The sequence below is a fragment of the Streptomyces sp. LUP47B genome (assembly GCF_001746295.1).
Classification (GTDB): Bacteria; Actinomycetota; Actinomycetes; order Streptomycetales; family Streptomycetaceae; genus Streptomyces.
The window spans coordinates 247,593-268,579 of sequence record NZ_MJAH01000012.1 but is presented as its reverse complement, the minus strand read 5'-3'; the positions used below and the strand labels follow the sequence as shown (position 1 = coordinate 268,579).

Annotated in this window: 16 protein-coding genes and 1 pseudogene; 13 read left to right on the top strand and 4 right to left on the bottom strand. The window is 71.2% G+C overall.

Annotation, left to right across the window (positions count from 1 at the left end):
- Positions 1-238: 238 nt before the first annotated feature.
- Entirely contained in the window at positions 239-1,828 is a 1,590-nt protein-coding gene (locus tag BFN33_RS32760; protein ID WP_069763792.1) for an AMP-binding protein, read from the bottom strand.
- Positions 1,825-3,492, bottom strand: a complete 1,668-nt coding sequence (locus tag BFN33_RS32755; RefSeq protein WP_069763791.1) for an AMP-binding protein — start codon at positions 3,490-3,492, stop codon at positions 1,825-1,827. The genes BFN33_RS32760 and BFN33_RS32755 overlap by 4 nt, the downstream gene beginning before the upstream one ends.
- A 123-nt stretch (positions 3,493-3,615) precedes the next feature.
- On the opposite strand from BFN33_RS32755, the gene BFN33_RS32750 reads away from it, so the two are divergent.
- The 4 genes and pseudogenes from BFN33_RS32750 (at position 3,616) to BFN33_RS32735 (ending at position 9,236) form a co-directional block, all read left to right on the top strand.
- A complete protein-coding gene (locus BFN33_RS32750; RefSeq protein WP_370743335.1) occupies positions 3,616-4,440 on the top strand; it encodes a response regulator transcription factor in 825 nt (274 codons plus the stop codon).
- 163 nt (positions 4,441-4,603) lie between these two features.
- Entirely contained in the window at positions 4,604-7,429 is a 2,826-nt protein-coding gene (locus BFN33_RS32745) for a LuxR family transcriptional regulator (RefSeq protein ID WP_069763789.1), read from the top strand.
- Positions 7,430-7,641: 212 nt separating this feature from the next.
- Positions 7,642-8,433 (top strand): trypsin-like serine protease, encoded by a 792-nt coding sequence (locus tag BFN33_RS32740; RefSeq protein ID WP_069763788.1) that lies wholly within the window; start codon positions 7,642-7,644, stop codon positions 8,431-8,433.
- Between the two features lie 117 nt (positions 8,434-8,550).
- Positions 8,551-9,236: pseudogene (locus tag BFN33_RS32735) on the top strand (LysE family translocator).
- A gap of 18 nt (positions 9,237-9,254) precedes the next feature.
- Here BFN33_RS32735 and BFN33_RS32730 read toward each other — a convergent pair.
- Positions 9,255-10,397: a winged helix DNA-binding domain-containing protein gene (locus BFN33_RS32730; RefSeq protein ID WP_069763787.1), complete on the bottom strand. Its 1,143-nt coding sequence runs from the start codon at positions 10,395-10,397 to the stop codon at positions 9,255-9,257.
- Between the two features lie 165 nt (positions 10,398-10,562).
- Between BFN33_RS32730 and BFN33_RS32725 the strand changes: the two genes are divergently transcribed.
- The 4 genes from BFN33_RS32725 (at position 10,563) to BFN33_RS32710 (ending at position 14,200) form a co-directional block, all read left to right on the top strand.
- A complete protein-coding gene (locus BFN33_RS32725; protein ID WP_176742516.1) occupies positions 10,563-11,735 on the top strand; it encodes a magnesium and cobalt transport protein CorA in 1,173 nt (390 codons plus the stop codon).
- 310 nt (positions 11,736-12,045) lie between these two features.
- Positions 12,046-12,810, top strand: a complete 765-nt coding sequence (locus tag BFN33_RS32720; RefSeq protein WP_069763844.1) for a GAF and ANTAR domain-containing protein — start codon at positions 12,046-12,048, stop codon at positions 12,808-12,810.
- A 51-nt stretch (positions 12,811-12,861) separates the two neighbouring features.
- A complete protein-coding gene (locus tag BFN33_RS32715; RefSeq protein ID WP_069763786.1) occupies positions 12,862-13,590 on the top strand; it encodes a GAF and ANTAR domain-containing protein in 729 nt (242 codons plus the stop codon).
- 169 nt (positions 13,591-13,759) lie between these two features.
- On the top strand, positions 13,760-14,200 hold the full coding sequence (locus tag BFN33_RS32710; protein WP_370743334.1) for an ANTAR domain-containing protein: 441 nt from the start codon (positions 13,760-13,762) through the stop codon (positions 14,198-14,200).
- A gap of 290 nt (positions 14,201-14,490) precedes the next feature.
- Here the strand turns inward: BFN33_RS32710 and BFN33_RS32705 are convergent, their stop codons facing one another.
- A complete protein-coding gene (locus BFN33_RS32705; protein ID WP_069763785.1) occupies positions 14,491-16,602 on the bottom strand; it encodes a SpoIIE family protein phosphatase in 2,112 nt (703 codons plus the stop codon).
- Between the two features lie 265 nt (positions 16,603-16,867).
- Here BFN33_RS32705 and BFN33_RS32700 point away from each other — a divergent pair, with 265 nt between their 5' ends.
- The 5 genes from BFN33_RS32700 to BFN33_RS32680 all read left to right on the top strand — a co-directional run bounded on the left by BFN33_RS32700 (position 16,868) and on the right by BFN33_RS32680 (position 20,723).
- Positions 16,868-17,632: a GAF and ANTAR domain-containing protein gene (locus tag BFN33_RS32700; RefSeq protein ID WP_069763784.1), complete on the top strand. Its 765-nt coding sequence runs from the start codon at positions 16,868-16,870 to the stop codon at positions 17,630-17,632.
- A gap of 52 nt (positions 17,633-17,684) precedes the next feature.
- Positions 17,685-18,422, top strand: coding sequence for a GAF domain-containing protein (locus BFN33_RS32695; protein ID WP_069763783.1), 738 nt, complete (start codon positions 17,685-17,687; stop codon positions 18,420-18,422).
- A 286-nt stretch (positions 18,423-18,708) separates the two neighbouring features.
- On the top strand, positions 18,709-19,518 hold the full coding sequence (locus BFN33_RS32690; RefSeq protein ID WP_069763782.1) for an alpha/beta hydrolase: 810 nt from the start codon (positions 18,709-18,711) through the stop codon (positions 19,516-19,518).
- Positions 19,515-20,336 (top strand): SDR family NAD(P)-dependent oxidoreductase, encoded by an 822-nt coding sequence (locus BFN33_RS32685; protein WP_069763781.1) that lies wholly within the window; start codon positions 19,515-19,517, stop codon positions 20,334-20,336. The genes BFN33_RS32690 and BFN33_RS32685 overlap by 4 nt, the downstream gene beginning before the upstream one ends.
- 195 nt (positions 20,337-20,531) lie before the next feature.
- The gene (locus BFN33_RS32680; protein ID WP_141758013.1) at positions 20,532-20,723 is read left to right on the top strand and encodes a hypothetical protein; all 192 of its coding nucleotides are present in this window, start codon (positions 20,532-20,534) and stop codon (positions 20,721-20,723) included.
- Positions 20,724-20,987 lie beyond the last annotated feature (264 nt).

Here is a 20,987-nt window from a genome sequence, read left to right as displayed (position 1 = left end):
CCGCCACACCGGGTGCACCCCCGATGCCGACTTGCAGCCTGCAGTGGCCGCACCCGGCCCCGCCGGCCGAGACCACCGCCGGGCATGCGGCACACGAGGCCTGCGGGGGCGGCCGGCGATTCCACCACGCCGAGGGCGACCACCGAGGTCGGCCCACAAGCCGCCGGCGGCCGCACCCGACCCAGCCGGCCGGAACCACCCCCAGGCGCGCGGCCTGCGCGGCACCCGTCGGCGGGGGTCACTCCTGCGCGTACGTCTCCCGCAGCTCCACCTTGCGCACCTTGCCCGACACCGTCATCGGGAAGGCGTCGAGGATCTTCAGCCGGCTCGGGATCTTGTAGTGCGCCAGCCGGCCCTCGCAGAAGCCGCGGAGGTCCTCCAGGGTCGGCGGGTTCGCCGGGTCCCGTGGAATGACGCAGGCCAGCACCTCCTCGCCGTAGCGCTCATGAGGCACCCCGACGACCTGGACGTCCGCGATCTTCGGGTGGCCGTAGAGGAACTCCTCGATCTCGCGCGGGTAGATGTTCTCGCCGCCCCGGATGATCATGTCCTTGATGCGGCCGACGATCTCGACGTAGCCGTCCTCGCGCATCACCGCCAGGTCACCGGTGTGCATCCAGCGTCCGGCGTCCACGGCCTCCGCCGTCTTCCCGGGCTCGTCCCAGTAGCCGAGCATCACGCTGTAGCCCCGGGTACACAACTCGCCTGTCGAACCCCGGGGTTGGGTGACCCCGGTCGCCGGGTCGACGACCTTGACCTCGATGTGCGGCAGGACGCGGCCGGCCGTGCCGGTGCGGTGCTCGAGGTCGTCGTCCCTGCGGGTCTGCAGGGACACCGGGGACGTCTCCGTCATGCCGTAGCAGATGGACACCTCCGCCATGTGCATCTCGGCGACCACCCGCTTCATCACCTCCACCGGGCAGGGCGAGCCCGCCATGATGCCGGTGCGCAGGGAGGAGAGGTCGTACGTCGCGAAGTCGGGGAGGTTCAACTCCGCGATGAACATGGTCGGAACGCCGTACAGCGAGGTGCAGCGCTCCTGCTGGACCGCGCGCAGGGTCGCCGCCGGGTCGAAGGACGGGGCCGGGATGACCACGCAGGCGCCGTGCGAGGTGGCCGCCAGGTTGCCCATCACCATGCCGAAGCAGTGGTAGAAGGGCACCGGGACGCAGACCCGGTCCTGCTCGCTGTAGGCGATCAACTCACCGACGAAGTAACCGTTGTTGAGGATGTTGTGGTGGGAGAGGGTGGCCCCCTTGGGGAAGCCCGTCGTGCCCGAGGTGTACTGGATGTTGATCGGGTCGTCGCAGGACAGTTCCGGGTACGCCGCGTCACGGCCGCCGCCGCGCCCCAGCAACTCCCCCCAGCTCGGATGGCCGAAGTACACGACCTCCCGCAACTCCCGGCACCTGCCGCGCACTTCGTCGACCATCGCCCGGTAGTCGCTGCTCTTGTGGCTGAGCGAGGCGAACAGCAGGGAGATCCCCGCCTGGTTGAGGACGTACTCGACCTCGTGGGTGCGGTACGCCGGGTTGATGTTGACCATGACCGCGCCGATGCGGGCGGTGGCGTACTGGACCAGCACCCACTCGGGGCAGTTGACCGCCCAGATGCCCACCCGGTCACCCTTGGTCACCCCCGAGGCGAGGAGCGCGGACGCCAACTCGTCGACCTCGGCGCCGAACCGGGCGTACGTCCACCGCCGTCCGGACGGCACGTCGACGAGCGCCTCGCGCTCCGGCCAGGCGGCCACGGCCCGGTCCAGGTTGTCGCCGACGGTGTCGCCGAGCAGCTCCGTCGTGCTCACGCCGTGCGTGTACGAGTTCACCGGAAGTCCTCCTCGCGGTACTCGGCGTCCGACCCCGCCGCCGTCGCCTCACGCAGTTCGATCCGCCGGATCTTGCCGGACACCGTCTTGGGCAGCTCCGCGAACTCCAGCCGCCGGATCCGCTTGTACGGCGCCAGCGACTCCCGGGAGTGCTCGAACAGCACCTTGGCCGTGTCGGGACCGGGCTCCCAGCCCTCCACCAGCACGACGTACGCCTTCGGGACCGCGAGCCGCAGCTCGTCGGGCGCGGGCACGACGGCCGCCTCGGCCACCGCCTCGTGTTCGAGGAGCGCGCTCTCCAGCTCGAAGGGGCTGATCTTGTAGTCGGAGGCCTTGAAGACGTCGTCGCTGCGCCCGATGTAGGTCAGGTACCCCTCCTCGTCCCTCGACGCCACGTCGCCGGTCCGGTAGTAGCCGCCCGCCATCGCCTCCGCCGTGCGGTCCGGGTCGCCGTGGTAGCCGGTCATCAGGCCGACAGGCCGGGCCGACAGGTCCAGCGCGATCTCGCCCTCGGCCGCGCCGGGCGCGCCGGACACCGGGTCGAGGAGCTCCACCTTGTAGCCGGGGCTCGGACGGCCCATGGAACCGGTCTTCAGCACCTGCCCGGGGCTGTTGGAGACCTGGACGGCCGTCTCGGTCTGGCCGAAGCCGTCCCGGATGGTGATGCCCCAGGCCCGTCGGACCTGCTCGATGACCTCGGGGTTCAGCGGCTCGCCCGCGGCCACCACCTCGCGCGGCTTTCGGCGCAGCTGGGTCAGGTCGGCCTGGATGAGCATGCGCCACACGGTCGGCGGTGCGCAGAAGGTCGTGACCCCCGCCCGGTCCATCTCGGACATCAGACGGCCCGCGTCGAAGCGCGTGTAGTTGTGGATGAAGACGGTCGCCTCGGCGTTCCACGGCGCGAACAGGTTGGACCAGGCGTGCTTGGCCCAGCCCGGCGAGGAGATGTTCAGATGCACGTCACCGGGCCTCAGGCCGATCCAGTACATGGTCGCCAGGTGCCCGATCGGGTACGAGGTGTGGGTGTGCTCGACGAGCTTGGGGTGGGCTGTCGTCCCGGAGGTGAAGTACAGCATCAGCGGGTCGTCGGCGAGGGTCGGCCCGTCGGGCAGGAACTCCTCGGAGGCGGTGTAGGCGTCCTCGTACGGCTGCCAGCCCTCCGGTACGCCGCCGACGGCGGTGCGCGTGTAGTCGCCGGGCACCTCGTCGAACTTGCCGGTGTCCTCGGCCCGCACCAGGACGTGCCGCACCCGGCCGCGCTCGACGCGGTCGCGCAGGTCGGCGGGGCCGAGCAGCGGGGTCGCCGGGATGACGACGGCACGCAGCTTCATGGCGGCGAGGGCCGTCTCCCACAGTTCCGCCTGGTTGCCCAGCATGACCAGGATCCGGTCCTCGGCCTCCACCCCGCGCTCGCGCAGCAGGTTGGCGACCCGGTTGGACCGTTCGGCCATCTCGGCGAAGGAGAGACGGATCTCGCCGCCGTCCTCCTCGACGATGTGCAGGGCCGTGCGGTCGTTGCCCTCGGCGATGACGTCGAACCAGTCGAGCGCCCAGTTGAAGTGCTGCGGGCGGGGCCAGACGAAGCCCTCGTACGCCGTCGCGTAGTCCTCGCGGTGCTGGAGCAGGAAGTCCCGCGCCCCGCGGAAGTCCTCCGTAGCCGTCATCTTGCGTCCTCCTTGGTGCCGGACCATTGCCGGGCGGCTCTCTGCCATCGTGTAATCCGTGATGCAGGTCTCACTACCCCCGAACGGGGGTGTGTGCCGCAGCGAAGGGACGAGCAGGTGTCAGTGAACGCGGGCGGAGCGGTCGAGATCCGGCGGGCACTCGTGCGGCTGCGGCGCACGACGGGGCTTCCGGTCGCCTTCGGCGGTCTGGTCGAGCCCGACCGGTCGCGGATCCGGATCAGCGAGCTGAGCGGTACGGGCACCACCTCGCTCCTCGCGCTCGCGGTGACCTCGGGCAACGGCCTGGGCGGCAAGGCGGTCGCGCTGGCCCGCCCGTGCGCCGTGGCGGACTACTCCATGTCCCGGCAGATCAGCCATGAGTACGACGCCCCCGTCGCCGCCGAGGGGCTGCGCTCGGTGCTGGCCGTGCCGGTGGTCGTACGGCGCCGGGTGCGGGGCGTGCTGTACGGCGCTCTGCGGGACGCCCGGCCGCTCGGCGACCGCATGCTGACGGCGGCGGTGGACGCGGCGCGGGACGTGGAGCAGGCGCTGGTCGTCGATGACGAGGCGCGGGACGTGCTGGTGGCGGTGCGGGCCACGCCGCGGCGTGCCGACTCCGCCACGTGGGAGCAGGTCCGGGAGGCGCACGCGGCGCTGCGGGCGCTGGCCCCGCGGATCGGCGACCCGGCGCTGCGGGCCGACCTGCTCGACGCCTGCGCGCTCCTGACCCCGGATGCCGTGACCTCCAAGGGCATCGCTCTCGCGCCCCGCGAGCTGGACGTCCTGGCCTGCGTGGCGGCCGGGGCGACGAACGCCGCGGCGGCGGGCAGGCTGGGCGTGGGAGCCGAGACCGTGAAGGCGTACCTGCGGTCGGCCATGCGGAAACTCGGCGCCAGGACCCGTGGAGAGGCGGTGGTCGCCGCACGCCGGGCGGGACTGCTCCCGTGACAACCCGGCTCCTCCCGTAACATTCGTAGACATCTCATTCATTCGCGGGTGCTTTGAATTTTTCCATGCGGAACCGGTTGTTATTTCCCTCACCACGTCTTCCCGCCGAATTTCAAAGCACCTTGCCTAATATTGGCCAGGACACGACCCAGGGAGGGGAGCGGTGACCGTGCCACGCGACTTCCAGGAGCCCGCGAGATGCCGCCCTGACCTGGTCATAGGCCGGGACGAGCTGTTCGGACAGGCCCGTGAGCAGCTGGCCCGCGGCGGCAGCGTGCTCCTGCACGGCCCGGCCGGAATTGGAAAGTCGACCGTCCTACGGGCCCTGGCCGCCGAATACGGCGAAGCGGCCCACACCGTGTTGCGCTGCTCGTCCACCGAGTCGGAATCCCATCTCCCCTTCCTGGCCCTGGCCGACCTCTTCGGTCTGGTCCTCGACGACGTCTCCGACAAGCTGCCCGCCGCCCAGCGCACCGCCCTCGAGTCGGCGCTGACCGGACGCGGCGAGTCCACCCTCCAGCGCGACGGCCTCGCCCTGCGCCTGGCCGTGCTCTCGGCGCTGCGCGCCCTCGCCGCCGAGGGCCCCGTCCTGGTCGTCGCCGACGACGTCCAGTGGCTGGACCCCGCGAGCCTGGAGCTGCTCGGCTTCGCCGCCCGCAGGCTCGGTGACATCCCCGTCCGGATGCTGTGCGCGGTCCGGACCGACGGTCCCGAGTACGACCGGCATCTACGCGCGTTGCCGCCGGACAGTCTCGCCGTCCGCTTCAACCCGCTCACCCGCGCCCAGGTGGCCGCGCTGCTCGACCACCGCGGCTACACCGGCCTGCAGCGCTCCACCGTCCGGGACATCCACCGCACCAGCGGCGGCAACCCGTTCTACGCCCTGGAACTCGGCCGCGCGCTCACCGAGAACCCGACCCCGTCCCGCCCCGGTGAGCCGCTGCCGGTGCCCACCTCGCTGCGGGCCCTGGTACTCAGCCGTCTGGAGATGCTGTCCGAGGAGGCCCGCCGCACCCTCCTGGTGGCGAGCGCGGGCGCCCGTCCCACCCCGGCCCTGCTGCACGCGGCCGGCCGCAGGGACGCCGAGGCGGAGATGGCGCAGGCGGCCGCGCTGGGCCTGCTCGCGACGGAGGCCGAGGGTCCCGCCGTACGGTTCGCGCATCCGCTGATCTCGGCCGCGCTGTACGCGGAAGCGCCCGCGCAGGACCGGCGGGACGCGCACCGGGCGCTGTCCACGGCCGCCTCCGACCCGATCGAGCGGGCCCGCCATCTCGCCCTCGCGACCGTCGGCACTGACCCCGAGGTGGCCGCCCGGCTCGCCGAGGCCGCGACCCTGGCCCGGGACCGCGGCGCACCCTCGATGGCCGCCTCCCTCGGGCTGCTGTCGGCCCGGCACACCCCGGCCGACAGTGTGCCCGCCCCTGACGTACGGCGGCTCGCGGCGGCCGAGGACGCGATCACCGCCGGTGAGCTGGACCTGGCCCGGGACATCGCCCGGGACGTGCTCAGCCGCGCCACCGTGCCCGCGGACCGGGTGCGGGCCTGGATCATCGTGATCGACACCGCGGGTCACGCCATGACGGAGGTCGACGCGGTCTTCCCGCAGGCGCTGGCCGACGCGGGCGACGACCCCGAACTGCTCGCCCTGATCCGCTACCAGCTGGCCTGGCGGGCCCTGCTCGTCGAGGGCGACTTCGTCGAGGCCCGCGGGGAGGCCGCGCACTCGGCCGCCCTGGCCGCGCGGGCCGGCGACCGCTACAACGAACTGATGGCGCTGTCCTTCCAGGCCCAGCTGGAGACCCTCATGGGCCATCCGGACGCCCCCGCGACCATCAAGCGCGCCCTGAAGGAGCCCCAGGACCCGCGGGTGTCCAGCCATCACAACGGCGCCGGGTACTCCCGCTTCCGCTGGCTGATCATGAGCGACCAGCTGCCCGAGGCCCGCGCGACGGTCACCGCGCTGCTGCGTGAGGTGCGGCGGCGCGGTTCGGTCGAGAGCGAGGTGCACTTCCTGCGCGGGCTGGCCGAGACCGAACTGCGCTCGGGGCACTGCGGGCGCGCGCTCGACCTGGCCCGGGAGAGCCTGATGATGGCCCGGGACACCGGGATCGGCGAGGTGGCCTCGGCCGTGCTCGCCTCCCTCGCGGAGGCCTCGGGCGGCCAGGTCGAGCGGGCGCTCGAACTCGCCCGGGAGGCGGTCGACCACGCCGAGGAGAACGGCGACCAGATGTACGAGTCCCGGGGCCTGACCGCCCTCGGGTACGCGCAGCTCGTCGCCGGGGACGCGCAGGGCGCGGTGCGTTCGCTGCGCCGGGTGCGCGAGCTGGAGCACGGGCTCGGCATCACGGACCCGGCGCGCGGCCGCTGGCAGGGCGACCTCGCCGAGGCCCTCGTACGCATCGGGGAGACCGGTGAGGCGCAGGACGTCATCGACGTGACGCGGGTGAACGCGCTCCGGCTGGGCCGGGAGAGCGTGCTCGCCGTACTGGACCGGGCCGAGGCACTGGTGCGGGCGGCGCGCGGTGAACACGAGGCGGCGCTGGTCCAGTTGACGTCCGTGCAGGATCGTCTCGCCAAGCTGGGCCACGGCCTGGAGGAGGCGCGCGCCGCCTTCGCCCTGGCCCAGCTGCGCACCCGGCGGCCGGGGCCGACGTCGTACGACGAGGCGGCCCGGCTCTTCAGGCGCTGCCGGGCGCTGCCCTGGCTGCGCCAGGTGGAGGCGGCCGCGCTGGCCCGGCCGACGGAGCCGGAGCCCGCGCCCACCGCCGCGCCGGACGGTCTGGAAGGGCTCCAGGGGCTCGAAGGGCTGGCCTCGATGGAGCGTCAGGTGGCCGCGCTCGTCATGGAGGGCGCCACCAACCGGGAGATAGCCGCACGGCTGTTCATCAGCGTGAAGACGGTCGAGGCGACCCTCACCCGGGTCTACCGCAAGCTCGGGATCCGCTCCCGGGTGGACATCGTCCGGCTGGCGGCGGGGCGCCGACCGTAGCCGACGGGCCGTCAGAAGAGCTCTCTCCAGGGCGGACCGAGGGTTTTCCCTGCCCAACTCCCCTAGGGGGTTCCCTCATTGGGAAGGGGAACTTCCGCGTTCTAGCTTATGAACATGCCGCTCGCCCGGGCATACGGGGGTCGGTCCCGCGACCCCCGTGTACTCCCCCACACCCGCGCGTCCCCCACCGGCAACCCTGAGGAGACTCACTGATGTTCGGTCTCACCCGTGCGAGAAAGGCCACCGGCGGCACCCTGGCGATCGCCGCTGCCGCCGCCACCGCGTTGTTCGGCGCCCCCACCGCCGTCGCCGCTCCCCAGCCCATCGTCGGCGGTACGACGACGACCACGACCTCGTACCCGTTCATGATGCAGATCACGGACGCCTCGCAGAACCAGTTCTGCGGCGGGACCCTGGTCTCCGCGACCAAGGTCGTCACCGCGGCCCACTGCATGGTCGGAGAGTCGACCAGCAGTGTGAGAGTCGTCGGCGGCCGCACCTACCTCAACGGCACCAACGGCACGGTCAGCCGGGTCAGCAAGATCTGGATCAACCCGGACTACACCGACGCCACCAACGGCGACGACGTGGCCGTGCTGACGCTGTCGACGTCGATGCCGTACACCACGGCGTCCTACGTCTCCTCGTCCCAGACCGGCGTGTACGCGGCCGGCACCACGGCCCGCATCGTCGGCTGGGGCACCACCTCGGAGAGCGGCAGCTCCTCCAACCAGCTGCGGACCGCGACCGTGCCGATCGTGTCCAACTCCAGCTGTGCCAGTTCCTACGGCTCCGACTTCGTCGCGAGCGACATGGTTTGCGCCGGATACACATCCGGCGGCGTAGACACCTGCCAGGGCGACAGCGGCGGTCCCCTGCTCATCGGGGGCGTCCTGGCAGGTATCACTTCCTGGGGAGAGGGTTGCGCGGAGGCCGGTTACCCGGGTGTCTACACCCGGCTGACCACCTTCTCCAGCCTCGTGACCACGCAGGTCAACTCGTAGGTCCCCAGAGGTTCTCCTGAGCCTCGCTCAGGTGAGAAACCGGGGGCGTTGCGGGCCACCACGAGCGGCCCGCAGCGCCCCCTGTCCATGTGTGCGATCCGTGCTGTAGTGACCGCCATGGTGTCCACGGACCGTGTCCTCGCCTTCGCCGCGATGTCCCTGCTGGTCATCGTCATCCCGGGGCCCAGCGTGCTGTTCGTCATCGGCCGGGCCCTCGCACACGGCAGGCGTACCGCGGTGGCGACGGCGCTCGGCAACGTCTTCGGTTCCTACCTGCTGGTCGTGGCGGTCGCGGTCGGGATCGGCTCGCTGGTGGAGCGCTCGGTGACCGTCTACCTGGCGGTGAAACTGGCGGGCGCCGCGTATCTCGTCCTCCTCGGTGTGCAGGCCTTCCGCCACCGGGGCGAGTTGAAGGCGTCGGCGATCACCTCCCGGTCCGCGGGGCCGGCGCGCGGCGATCTGCGGACGGTGCTCGACGGCGCCCTCGTCGGCGTCACCAACCCCAAGGGCATCGTCTTCTTCGCGGCCGTGCTCCCCCAGTTCGTGGACCACTCGGCTGGCCATGTCCCGGCGCAGATGCTCCTGCTCGGCCTGGTGCCCATCACCATCGGCCTGGTCACCGACACCCTGTGGGGCCTGACCGCGTCGGCCGCCCGTACCTGGTTCGCCCTCCCCCAGTTCTCGGCTTCGCTCGAACCGGGGGGACCCCCATCGACCGCCGCCTTGCGATGATCGGCGGCGCGGGCGGGTTCACGATGATCGGGCTGGGGCTGACGGTGGCGGTGACGGGGCGGGCGGACTGAGCGATCCCCTTCGGCGGGTCACTTCCCTACGACGGCCCCGAACCGGATGTCGTACGGCGTCCCCCGGTGCAGCGTGGCGAGCATCCGCTCCCCCTCGGCTGTGACGTCCTTCTGCTGAGCCTTGGTGAGCCGGTCGAAGGGTTCGACGACGAGCGCGTCCTCGGTGAGCCTCCAGACGCCCGCGAGGAAGCCGTCGACGAGGAACGTGCAGTAGGCCTGGTTGCCCTGCCAGCTGCGGCCCCAGTACTCCTTGGGCACCACGCGGGTGCGGTCGGCGTGGGAGAGCAGCAGGTTGTCGAACTCCGGCAGGAAACGGGGCGGGGCGGGCGTGTCCTCGGCGGGCCGGGACGCGTCGGGCAGGTCGAAGAGCTCGACGCCGTTCTCGTCGCGGAAGACGCGCAACTGGGGGCGGAGCCGCTCGAAGGCGTCGCGCAGGCGGGTGAGTCCGGCCCAGGTCTGCATGTCCTTGACGGAGGCGGGGCCGAAGGCGGCGAGGTACCGCAGGACGGTGGTGTCGGGGGTGGGGGTGGAGGTGGGCTCGGGGTGGGTGGGCCCGGCCGGGACGGCCTCGGTGGGGCGGCCGAGCCAGTGCTCTGCCGTGGTGAGCGCGACCTGGCCGCTTCTCCCCCAGAGTCCGCGCGGGGTGACCTGGACGAGGGGGAGCTTGCAGCGGGCGGCGATGGCGAGGGCCTGCGGGTCGGCGTCCGGCCACTCGGCGAGGAGTGCCTCGCGCAGCTGCTTCATGGTGCGCGGCTCGGCCTCGACGAGTTCCCGGGCGAGGACGGCGAGGCGGTCGAGGTCGACGCCCTGGAGTCCCTTGCGGAAGTTGATGAGTTCGCGGTCGCGAGCGGGCTGCACCAGGGGCCGCAGGGTGCGGCAGTCCTCGGCGGTGTGGGTGTGGATGGTCGAGCGCATGGTGACGATCCGGACGACCTCGCGGTCGGCCATCAGCTGCGACAGCTCCTCGGGGGCGAATCCGTCGAGGCGGGCGGCGAGCGCGTAGTACGGCGGCTTGACGTTCTGGGCCTGGAGTCCGAGCAGATGTCCGACGGCGGCCCTCGCGGACAGGCCGGACCGGCGCAGGAGCAGCTGCCGGTCGAGGGTCGCGCGATTGAGGGCGCGGGGGCTGAGCACGGGGGCCGACGCGGTCGTCTTGGTCATACCCGACACGCTAGAGGCGCTTGCGGACACGCTCTGTCCGCAACTCTCACCGAAACTCAGTGACGAATTCAGTGACGCCTCCCCCCTACGATGTCATTTGCCCCGTATACCCTGCTCCGTGATCACGCCGACATCGGCTCGACCCGAGAGCGAGAGGCAGCCACGATGTCCGAGCGACGCGCCCGCCCCGCCGCGAAGAGCTCCGCCGCCAAGGGTTCCAGGAAGTCCGCCTGGCGCCGTGCCCTGACCCCGCCTTCCGCCCCGCCGCCGGCTCCGGCGCCCGCCGCCGAACCACCCGCCCCCGAGACGGCCGAGCCGCCGAGCATCGTCCAGGCGGCCCTCTACCGCGACGGCGTGCGCGTCTCCTCCCCCGCGACGCTCGGGGACACCTTCCGCGAACTGCGCGAACAGCCGTCCGGAATGGCCTGGATCGGCCTGGCCCGTCCCACGGAGAGCGAACTGCTGTCCCTGGCCGCGGAGTTCGACCTGCATCCACTGTCCGTCGAGGACGCGATGGAGGCCCACCAGCGCCCGAAGCTGGAGCGCTACGGCGACACGCTCTTCGTGGTGCTCCGCGCGGCCCGCTATCTGGACGCGCCCGAAGAGGTCGACTTCGGCGAGCTGCACGTGTTCGTGGGCCCGGACTTCGTGATCACGGTGAGGCACGGGGCGGCCCCCGACCTCTCGGCGGTCCGTCACCGCATGGAGGGGACACCGGAGCTGCTGAGTCTGGGCCCCGAGGCCGTCCTCTACGCCATCCTGGACACGGTGGTCGACGGCTACGCGCCGGTCGTCTCGGGCGTCCAGAACGACATCGACGAGATCGAGACGGAGGTCTTCCGCGGCGACCCGGAGGTCTCCCGCCGCATCTACGAACTCTCCCGCGAAATGGTCGAGTTCCAGCGCGCCACCCGCCCCCTGGTCGGCATGCTGCACGCCTTGATGGCCGGCTTCACGAAGTACGGCACGGACGAGGAACTGCAACGCTACCTGCGTGACGTCGCCGACCACGTCACCCACACCAGCGAACGAGTCGACGGCTTCCGCCAGGCCCTCGCCGACATCCTCACGGTCAACGCGACCCTCGTCACCCAGCAGCAGAACGCGGAGATGCGGGCGCTGGCGGAAGCGGGCTTCGAACAGAACGAGGAGATCAAGAAGATCTCGAGCTGGGCGGCCATTCTCTTTGCTCCCACACTCGTAGGAACTATCTACGGCATGAACTTCGACCACATGCCGGAGTTGGGCTGGAGCTTCGGATATCCCTTCGCGATCGGGTTGATGGGGGTCGTCTGTGTGAGTTTGTACGTGATTTTCAAGCGGCGGGACTGGCTCTGAGCGGACGGCTCACCGACGTCCTTTTGATGGCGGCCCGAACCGGACGCGGGTCTCCTCTGTGAAAGGGCGGGCCGCATCGGCTGCCGCCTGCCTCCACCTGTTTCACGGCTCGCGTGGACCCGAGGTGCTCGGCCCACACCTGTGACCCGAGCGCGGACGCTGACCGCAATGCCGCCGGTCGCAGGCCCCGTCGAGGCCTCACCTGCCGGGACCACAGGTCGCCCGGGGCAGGTTCGCGACCATGGGTGGTCACTTGTGCCAGGATCGGTTGAGGCCGTTTGCGCGGAGTGACTGCGGGGAGGTGAAGGTCATGTCCGGCGACGATCTGCTGGGGGGCGGAGACGCCGAGGGAGAGACGGACATCGAGCGTGCCCGCATCGCTCAACGGCTCATCGCCGGCGTGCGCGGACTGCCGCCGCAGGAGGTGCCGGACGCGCTGTGCCGAGCCTGTGTCGGGCTGCTTCCCGCGGGCCTGGGGGTCTCGGTGTCGGTCCTCGGGGACAACCCGGACACCGGAGTCGTGCTGTGCGCCAGCAACGACGTCTCCACACAGCTGGCGGAGCTCCAGTACACGCTCGGCGAGGGACCGTGCCGGGAGGCGGTCCGGCTGTCCGCGCCCGTGCTGGCGACCGATCTGGCCCGCACTCCCGATGCCGACCGCTGGCCGCTGTTCTCCGTTCAAGCCGTCAAGGCGGGGGCACGCGCCGTCTTCTCGGCACCACTGACGGGCGCCGGGAGCGCGCTGGGCACACTCGACCTGTATCGCGACACTCCGGGGTCGCTGAGCAGCGATCATGTGCGGACCATGCTGCTGGTCGCCGACGCGGTCACCCTGGCGGTGCTGGCTCTTGATCAGGCTTCCCCGGACTTCGAAGGAGTCGTAACGTGGCTGTCAGGAGCCGAATCCGACCGGGAGGAGGTGCATCAGGCCACCGGGATGATCATGATGCAGCTGGGCGTGAGCGCCGAGGAAGCGCTGCTACGTCTGCGTGCGCGGGCATTCACCCAGGGCCGCACCGCCACCGAAGTGGCCCGGGCGATCATCGAGCGCACCATGGACCTCCGCGATGACTGAGCGGCCGGCACCCGTGCCGGTACCCGTAACAACAGCGCCGGGGAGGCGACCATGAACCGCGAGCGACAGCTGGCGCAGGCTTTCCTCGCCCTGTCGGACACCTACGCCGCGGAGTTCGACCCACTGCACCTCTTCGACAGCCTCGTCCACGCCTGCCATGACCTGCTGGACATCGACGCGGCCGTCATGATCGCCGACGCGCGAGGCGGTCTGAGGACGATGGCATCGACCGACGAGGAAGCCGCCGTCACCGAACTGCTGCAGTTGCAGAGCGGCCACGGTCCCTGCATGGACAGTTACCGCATCGGAGAACCGGTGAGTGTCCCCGACATCGCCGCCGAACAAGCTCACTGGCCGCATCTGGTCGCCACCATGATCGAAGCCGGCTACGGCTCCCTGCAGGCGATCCCGGTCCGGCTGCGCCGGCGCCCCCTGGGCGTTCTCACCCTGCTGCGCCGACAGTTGGGCCCTCTCGCTCCGGACGACGTCCATGTGGCGCAGGCTCTCGCGGACTCCGCTGCGCTGGCCCTGATGCACTGGTCCACCGAGCCCGGCCGGGCCGACGACGTCATCACCCGCGTGCAGAGCGCGATCGCCTCCAAGGCCACCCTGGAGATCGCCAAGGGCATGATCGCGCAGTACGCGGACACCACCATCGCCGAAGCCTCACACCTGCTCACCGCCTACGCGAAGCAGCGGCGGCTCCGCCTCACCGAGACCGTCCAAGCCCTGGTCACCCGCGACATGCACCCGGGCGCCGTCGTCGAGGCGAAGCGCTGACGGCAAGGATCAGGCACCCCCCTGAGCGGAGAACGACGGAGGCGCGATCAGCAGCCCCCGTTCGCGAGGTTCCTCCGGTCGCAGTTACCCGTAACGAGGCCTCGTCGCGGTCATGGGCCCCAGGTTGGGACCGGATGCGCACGATCGGCTTCCTGGGGTAATAGTCGAAGTGTCGTCCTCACCATTCGGCTCCGGCATCGACAACCCGGGCGGGAGACCCGGGACCTGGGATGTGATCACGATGGACAAGCCGCTGAACGGCGCCCCCGTACGGACCGGAGGGCACCCGGCCCCGGGACGGGAAAGTCTCCTGGACAAGATCACCGAGTTGCAGACGGAGATCGGCCAGCTGCAGGAGGCCATCGTCTCTCACGCCGTGATCGACCATGCGATCGGTGTGGTCATCGGCCTTGGCGGCCTACGGTCCGACCAGGGGTTCCAAGTGCTGCGGGACATATCGCAGCACACCAACATCAAACTGCGGCAGGTCTCCGAACAGATCGTGGACTGGGTCCACGACGGGGAGTTGTCCGACGAGGTCCGCGCCGCTCTGGAACAGGCACTGATCACCGCGCGGACCCCCGAAGACGGGCGCCGAGACGGCGCTTAGGACGACGGGTGCTCGGGCTGCTGGTCCGGCGGCACCCCGCCACCTTTCCCACCGCCCTTGTTCTCCCTTGTCCGTGCCGTGGGCACGGCCGTCCTTCGGTCCGGTCTGCCGCGCCTTCAGTTCGCCGCTCTGCTGCGGCGTGCCGCCGCCTTTTTGGCTGCGTCGCTGTTCTGGCTGCTGTGGATTGGACATGTGAGGACACCTCTCTCACATAGGAGGCCTTCGGATCGGCGAGTTCCCGGGGGAGGCCGGCCGAAGCGTGCCTGATCCTGTCCGGTCCGGTCGGCGGTTCAGGATCCGTCGTGCAGCACCAGGATCGCGACGTCGTCGGTGCGTTGCCCGGCTGTGCCGGACTTGCTGAGCAGGTCGTCGATGAGCAGGTCCAGGTCGCGCTCGTCGGCTTGGGCGAGGTGGTGCGCGAGGCCGGCAAGGGAGTCGTCGAGATCGACCCCGGGTGTTTCGACGAGACCGTCGGTGTAGAAGGCGAGCATCAGGCCCGGGGTCAGCGGGATCTCGGTCAGCGGAAACTCGGCGTCGGGGTCGATCCCCAGGAGTGGTCCGGGCGGGACGACGGCGAGCCGGGTGACACGGTCGGGCAGCCGCAGCAGGGGCGGCGGGTGTCCGGCGCTGGCCAGGCACACGCGTCGGCGGGCGAAGTCGAAGTGGGCGTAGAGGCAGCTGGTGAAGAGCTCTGGGGCCAGGTCGGTGAGGAGCCGGTTGGTGCGGGCGAGGACCTGGTCGGGGGGCGTGCCGAGGGTCGCGTGCGCGTAGACGCCGGTGCGTACCTGGCCCATCAGGGCGGCAGCGGCGACGTTGTGTCCCTGGACGTCGCCGATGACGGCCGCGGCGGCCGTGTCACCGAGGCGGATCAGGTCGTAGAAGTCTCCGCCGATGTCCATGCCCCGGGTCGCGGGCAGATAGCGGGCGGCTACGCGCAGACCGTCGACCCGGGGAAGGGCGCGCGGCAGCAGTGCCTGCTGAAGGCCGTGGGCGAGCTCGTGCTTGGCGTCGTAGAGGCGGGCGCGGTCGAGGGCCTGGGCGACGAGCCCGGCGAGCGACGCGAGGACGGCGCGTTCCTCGGCCGGGAACGCGTGAGGTTGGTCGTAGGACAGGACGCAGCAGCCGACGGGTCTGCCGGAGATGATCAGGGGCAGGAAGGCCCACGCCTGCTTCCCACTGACCTGCTGGGCCTCCGGGTAGATGCGGCGCATCTCCTCCGGGTCGGCGAAGAACGCGGGGATGCCGCTGGCGATGGCATGCCCGGCCGGGGTGAAGTCGGTGTCGAGAGGCAGTACGTCGAGGCGCTCGATGATGTGGGGGGCGTAGCCGCGGTAGCCGGTGATCCGCAGTCGGCCGGCCTCGGCGGTCGAGACGACCAGGCCCTGGGCGCCGAAGGCGGGCATGATCTGGTCGGCGATCAGGGCGATGACGTCCTGGACTCCGACGACTTCGGTCAGTCCCGCGGCCAGGTGCGTGAGTTGGTACAACGGGCCCACGCCGGCCGGTGTGACGGTACGCGTGGAGCGGCCGGGCGCCGGGGACGGCAGGGGCTGTGCGCCGCTGGGAACGATGCGGACGCTGATGCCGCTGGCGTCCGGGAAGAGATGGAAGTCCAGCCATCGGTCCGGTGGGCGGCACGCGGTGAACGAGACGGGCTCGCGGCTGATCACCGCCGCTCGGTAGCGGTCCTCGTAGGTGGGATCGTCCAGCCAGCGCAACGACTGCCACGGCAGGGTGCCCAGCAGTCGGCCGGCTTCACAGTCCAGCAGGTCACAGGCGCCGGAACTGAGGTAGGTGAACCGGCCCTCGAGGTTCAGCGCGCAGCTTCCGCCGGGCAGGCGCTCCGCGAAGTCGGCGGCGGCCATCGCCGGGCTCGCGGGCCGGCGCTCGGCGGGCACGACGCGAGGCCGGTCGTCGCCGGACGGGGACTTTCCGTGCGCGACGGCTTCCTCCAGCAGCCGGGCCAGACGCCGGCAGCTCGACGCGATGTTCCCCCGCTCCCGCCCGGTCATGTACGGCGGGCGAGTGGCCGGCCACATGAGGAGCAACGCTCCCCACCGCCGGGCGCCGGTCACCGGCGCGGCGACCATGGCCAGCGGGTAGGGAAGCACCACCGCGGTGCGCGGATAGGCGTGAACCATCTCCTCCTGGCTGCCCACCCATACCAGGCGGTTCTCACGGACCGCGACGGCAACGGGTGCCGGAGCCGCCATCGGTATCCTCGCCCACGGCTCGGCGAATTCGGACGGTGCCCCGCACAGCACCTCCAGACGCAGCAGCCGCTCATCCGGCGTGAGCAGATACAGGGCGCCGATGGACGCGCCGGTTCGGCGCACCGTCTCCGCGAACACGGCGTCCAGATCGCTGTTGTCGACGGCGGCCGGATCACCCGCGCTGGTCACGAGGCACCTCCAGCATCGCGGGGGAACTCAGGAACGGCCGGGAGACCCGGTGTTCCCGGGATACGGCACACACTCACCAGGCCTTGCCGAACTTGCCCCTACGAGGACGCTACGCTCATGGAAAGCGGTCGGCACGCCGTCCCACGCGGGCGGACAGGCCCGCCCCGTCGATTCCCTCACGTGTACCCGGCTTCGGGTCGGACCTGCGCGCCTGTGCCAGGATCGTGGAAAGCCGTTGCGCGAAGTGGGACGGGAGGTGAGGGCCATGTCGGGTGACGACCTGCTGGGCGGTGGGGACTCCGAGCAGGACACGGACGTCGAGCGGTCTCGTATCGTCAGCGAACTCATCGCCGGAGTGAAGGGCCTGCCTCCGTCCGAGGCGCCCGCCGCCCTGTGCCGCAACTGCCTCGCGCTGCTCCCGGAAGTGGCGGGGCTGGCCATCTCGATGCTGGCGGACGGCTCGGACAGGGGCGTCGTGCTGTGCGCCAGCGACGACGTCGCGGCGCGGCTGGCGGAGCTTCAGTACACGCTCGGCGAGGGACCGTGCAGAGAGGCGGCCCGCCTGCGCGCGCCCGTCTTCGCGACGAACCTGACGCGGGCTCCGGACACGCGCCGCTGGCCGGTGTTCAGCGTGCAGGCCACCAGAGCGGGCGCCAGGGCGGTTTTCTCCCTGCCCCTGGTGGGCACCGGAACGACCCTGGGCACCCTTGACCTGTACCGGAGGACCCCGGGTTCGTTGAGCGTCGATCGTCTCCGGACCGCGCTGCTGGTGGCCGACGCGGTCACCCTGGCGGTGCTGGCTCTTGATCAGGCTTCCCCGGACTTCGAAGGAGTCGTAACGTGGCTGTCAGGAGCGGAATCCGACCGGGAGGAGGTGCATCAGGCCACCGGGATGATCATGATGCAGCTGGGCGTGAGCGCCGAGGAAGCGCTGCTACGTCTGCGTGCGCGGGCATTCACCCAGGGCCGCACCGCCACGGAAGTGGCCCGGGCGATCATCGAGCGCACCATGGACCTCCGCGATGACTGAGCGGCCGGCACCCGTGCCGGTACCCGTTAACAACAGCGCCGGGGAGGCGACCATGAACCGCGAGCGACAGCTGGCGCAGGCTTTCCTCGCCCTGTCGGACACCTACGCCGCGGAGTTCGACCCACTGCACCTGTTCCACAGCCTCGTCCACGCCTGCCATGACCTGCTGGACATCGACGCGGCCGCCGTGATGATCGCCGACGCGCGAGGCGGTCTGAGGACGATGGCATCGACCGACGAGGAAGCCGCCGTCACCGAACTGCTGCAGTTGCAGAGCGGCGACGGCCCCTGCATGGACTGCTATCGCATCGGAGAACCGGTGAGTGTCCCCGACATCGCCGCCGAGTACGCACGCTGGCCGGAACTGGCCACCGTCATGATCGAGACCGGCTACGACTCCCTGCAGGCGATCCCGATGCGTCTGCGGGAGCGACCGCTGGGAGCGATCACGCTGCTACGGCGGCAGTCCGGCCGCCTGAACGACGACGACGTGCATCTGGCGCAGGCCCTCGCGGACTCCGCTGCGCTGGCCCTGATGCACTGGTCCACCGAGCCTGCCCGGGCCGACGACGTCATCACCCGCGTGCAGAGCGTCATCGCCTCCAAGGCCACCCTGGAGATCGCCAAGGGCATGATCGCGCAGTACGCGGACACCACCATCGCCGAAGCCTCGCACCTGCTCACCGCCTACGCGAAGCAGCGGCGGCTCCGCCTCACCGAGACCGTCCAAGCCCTGGTCACCCGCGACATGCACCCCGGCGCCGTCGTCGAGGCGAAGCCCCGGACGTGACGCGCGCCCGCGTCGACGGCTGCGGTTGAGTGTGCAGCGGCGTGCGCTCGGCCGTCGGCGGCTCGTCCCTGATGGCACCGAGGCGCCGGCCGCTGTGGTGGGCCGGCGGCTCAGCGAGGCCGATGTGCAACTGGACGGAGGGGGCCGAGGGACAAGGCTGGGGCCGCCTGGCCGCCTGGCCTCCGGCGCTGAAGGACTGGGGTGTCACCCCGGTTCGAGCGCGCCGGAAGTCGGGTTGTGTGAGTCACTGCCGCAACGGCACGTCGTCACGCAGGAGGACTGAGCCATGACCACGCCGATCCCCGTCTACTTCATCCACGGGCTGTGGCTGCACAGCGCCTCCTGGCAGCCGTGGATCGACCTGTTCCGCAAGGAGGGCTACGAACCGTCCGCCCCGGGCTGGCCGGGCGACCCCGACACCGTCGCCGAGGCCCGGGCGAACCCGGAGAGCATCGCCGACCACGGCATCGACGACGTCGTGGAGCACTACGCGGCACTGATCGCCGAACTGCCCGCACCGCCCGTCCTGGTCGGTCACTCCTTCGGCGGCATGATCGCGCAGAAGCTGCTCGGCCAGAACCGCGCCGCCGCGGCCGTCGCTATCGACGCCGCGCAGATCAAGGGCGTCCTGCCGCTGCCGCTGTCGGCGCTCAGGGCCACCCTCCCGGTGTTCAAGAACCCCGCCAACAAGCGCCGCGCGGTGTCCCTGACCGCTGAGCAGTTCCGGTTCGCCTTCGGCAACGCGGTCTCCGAGGAGGAGTCCGCGGCGCTGTACGAACGCTGGACCATCCCCGCCCCCGGCAAGCCGCTCTACGAAGCAGCCTCCGCCAACTTCAACCCGCACTCCGCGGCGAAGGTCGCCACCGGGAACGACGGACGGGGACCGCTGCTGCTGATCTCGGGCGGCAAGGACCACACCGTTCCCGAGACCGTCACCCGCGCGACCCTCAAGCAGTACCGGCACTCCGACGCCGTCACCGACATCATCGGCTTCCCCGATCGCGGGCACTCCCTGACCATCGACAGCGGCTGGCGCGAGGTGGCCGAGACGGTCCTGGCCTGGCTGGGCCGGCAGAACCTGGAGGACGCGCGATGACATCGAGCACCAGCGGGCCCGGCGCCTTCGACCTCGGTCTGGCCGGGCGGAGTGCCGTGGTCACCGGGGCCGGGCGCGGGATCGGCCTGGCGATCGTCGAGGCACTCCTCGGCGCCGGCGCCCGCGTCGTCGCGGGTTCGAGACGACGTACGGATGCCCTCGACGCCCTGGTCAAGGGCGGCGCCGAACTCACCGTCGTGGAGCTGGACCTGACCGAGCCCGGCGCCCCCGCCGCGCTGGTGGCGGAGGCGGTCGCCGAGTACGGCGGCGTCGACGTGCTGGTGAACAACGTCGGCGCGGTGCGTCCACGAGTGGACGGTTTCCAGGCCGTGTCCGACGCCGACTGGGACTGGGCCTTCACGATCAACTTCATGGCCGCCGTGCGGGCCACCCGTGCCGCGCTGCCTCATCTGATCGCGAGCGGCGACGGACGGATCGTCACCGTCTCGTCGGTCAACGCCCGCCTGCCCGATCCGCTGGTCATCGACTACAGCGCCGCCAAAGCAGCGCTGACGAACTTCTGCAAGGCCCTGTCCAAGCAGGTCGGGCCGGAAGGCGTCCGCGTCAACACGGTGAGTCCGGGGCCGGTCGAGACCGCGCTGTGGAAGGGCTCGGGCGGTGTCGCCGACACCGTCGGGCAGTCGCTGGGCGTCGATCCGGGAGAGGTGGCCCGCAACGCCGCCGGGGCGGCCGCCACCGGACGGTTCAGCACCCCGGCCGAGGTCGCCGACCTCGTGCTCTACCTGGCGAGCCGGCGCTCGGGGAACATCACCGGCGCGGACTTCCTGATCGACGGCGGCATGATCGACGCCCTCTGACGGACTCCTTCCGCCGGGGTCCTCGCGCGGCCCTGACCGACCCCGGCAGAAGGAGCCACCCGGTGATCGCCTCGCCCGACGCGGGGTGCCTCAACCCTGACGGGTGCCGGGGCGATGGGGCGATGGGGCCGGCCAACGCCCAACCATGCCCGAACGCACTGACTGCTGCCCTCGGGCTCCATGCTCGCGCCCACCGTGGCGACCTGCCCCGTCGACGGCCCGGGCTGCCTCGCGCTCGGCCACGTACGCATCGCCGACGTGCTCACCACGGCCTGGCCTGCGCCGCTCAACGCGCGTTTCTCCCGCCCCGCTCTGGCTGGGCTGAGGCGTTTGGTGCTGCTGCCGGCCGCCGGACGCAATCGCACTGTCCGGCCGGTCCGGCTGTGATCGGTTGGCGATGGCGCGGCGCGGGCTGTCGCCGAGGTGGCCTCCCCGGCGCGAGCGGGAGCCCGCCGACCGATGCGTCGGCCGGCGGGCTGCCGCCGCAACAGGCCGATGTGGCCATGCCGTTGGGGGCAGTCACCGGCTTCTGGCCGGCTGCGCCCCGGTGGCGGAACCGAAGCGCCGTACGGAAGGCGGAGGGGCAGTTCACCTGAGCTCCGTTTCTCCCTCTCAGATCGTCGGCCGCGGCGCAGTACTCTGACCTTCCAG